Annotated in this window: 1 protein-coding gene and 1 rRNA gene; both read right to left on the reverse strand. The window is 37.7% G+C overall.

Annotated elements, in window-relative coordinates:
- Positions 1 to 135 precede the first annotated feature (135 nt).
- Positions 136 to 1602, reverse strand: coding sequence for an IMP dehydrogenase (gene guaB, locus DF281_RS14370; RefSeq protein WP_109350941.1), 1467 nt, complete (start codon positions 1600 to 1602; stop codon positions 136 to 138).
- 325 nt (positions 1603 to 1927) lie between these two features.
- Positions 1928 to 2020: ribosomal RNA gene (gene rrf, locus DF281_RS14375) — 5S ribosomal RNA — on the reverse strand; the annotation flags it as partial.

The following is a 2020-nucleotide window of genomic DNA, read 5'->3' on the forward strand; positions in this document are numbered from 1 at the left end:
TATTCTATAGGGAAACTCACTTGTTTTCTATTTTTTTTGAATAAAAATAACGTTAATGAAGTTTCCGCACCGATCTGATGAGAGATCGGTGCTTTTTTCTTCACCAACGTTATTTATTGTAGAACCTGAAAATTCTTATTGTAATGAATAGTTAGGAGCTTCTTTTGTAATTTGTACATCATGTGGATGACTTTCACGTAAGCCTGCACCCGTCATACGAACAAATTGTGCATTGTCGCGTAAGTCTTGAAGATTTTTCGTACCGCAGTAACCCATACCTGCACGAACACCACCTACTAATTGGTGAATCGTATCAGCTAAAGCACCTTTATACGGTAAGCGGCCTTCGATACCTTCTGGCACTAGTTTCTTCGCATCATCTTGGAAGTAACGATCTTTTGAACCGTTTTCCATTGCTGATACAGAACCCATACCACGGTACACTTTGAAGCGACGACCTTGGAAGATTTCAGTGTCTCCAGGAGATTCAGAAGTACCTGCAAGTAATGAACCAAGCATTACTACGTGACCACCAGCTGCTAAAGCTTTGATAATATCGCCTGAGTACTTAATACCGCCATCAGCGATAATTGTTTTGCCTAATTTACGAGCTACAGTCGCACAGTCATAAACTGCTGTGATTTGTGGAACACCAACACCAGCAACTACACGAGTCGTACAAATTGAACCTGGGCCAATACCAACTTTAACTACATCCGCTCCAGCTTCGAATAATGCTTCTGCACCTTCGCCTGTTGCCACGTTACCAGCGATAATCGCAAGTTCAGGGTATTTAGCTCTGATTTCTTTTACTGTGTTTAAAACACCTTGTGAATGGCCGTGTGCTGTATCAATAACAATGATATCAACCTGAGCTGCAACTAATTTTTCAATACGTACTAAAGTATCTTTCGTAACACCAACAGCTGCACCTACTAATAGGCGACCATGCTCATCTTTTGCAGCGCTTGGATATTCCATTACTTTTTCAATATCTTTAATAGTGATTAAACCTTTTAATGCACCTTCGTCATCAACGATCGGTAATTTTTCAATTTTATATTGTTGAAGCATTTTTTCAGCTTCATCTAAAGTTGTCCCTACAGGAGCAGTAATTAAATCTTCTTTCGTCATAACATCATCGATTAGTAATGAGTAGTCTTGTACGAAGCGAAGATCACGGTTTGTAATAATCCCTACTAATTTTAATTCTGTTTCATTATTTACGATTGGAACACCAGAAATGCGGTATTTGCCCATTAAATGTTCTGCATCAAATACTTGGTGTGTAGGTGTTAAGAAAAATGGATTTGTAATAACGCCATTTTCAGAACGCTTAACTTTTTCTACATTATCGGCTTGTTCTTCGATCGACATATTTTTATGAATAATACCAAGTCCACCTTGACGTGCCATTGCAATCGCCATCGATGCTTCAGTAACAGTATCCATACCTGCACTGATCATTGGAATGTTAAGTTTAATCTTTGGTGTTAAGTCCACTGATAGACTAACTTCCTTCGGTAACACTTCAGAGTGTGCTGGTACTAATAATACATCATCAAACGTTAAACCTTCTTTGGCAAATTTTGTTTCCCACATATTCTGTAATTCCTCCTATTAAAAATTATATTAATAGTAAGATTAACAACGTAATACAGTCATGTCAAGAACGCAAGAAATAAAAGAGTATTCCAAGTATTCCGTGATTTAATATAAATAGCATGATAACGCTTTAACTTAGAGAATATATGTCTGTGTCTAAATCGACTACTATATTTGTTAAAAGGACTACAATTCAAAGTACTGTAGTTTTTTTAGAATACATTGATCAGGTAGCCAATTAATTAGAGAAAAAGCGCTAAAATAACAGCTTTTTAGTTTAATCCGCATAAAAAAGAACCACTCTACAAGTGGTTCTTCGTTTGCGTAGCAATGTCCTACTCTCACAGGAGGAAACCTCCAACTACCATCGGCGCTAAAGAGCTTAACTTCCGTGTTCGACATGGGAACGGGTGTG

Source organism: Kurthia zopfii (genome assembly GCF_003143955.1).
GTDB lineage: Bacteria > Bacillota > Bacilli > Bacillales_A > Planococcaceae > Kurthia > Kurthia zopfii.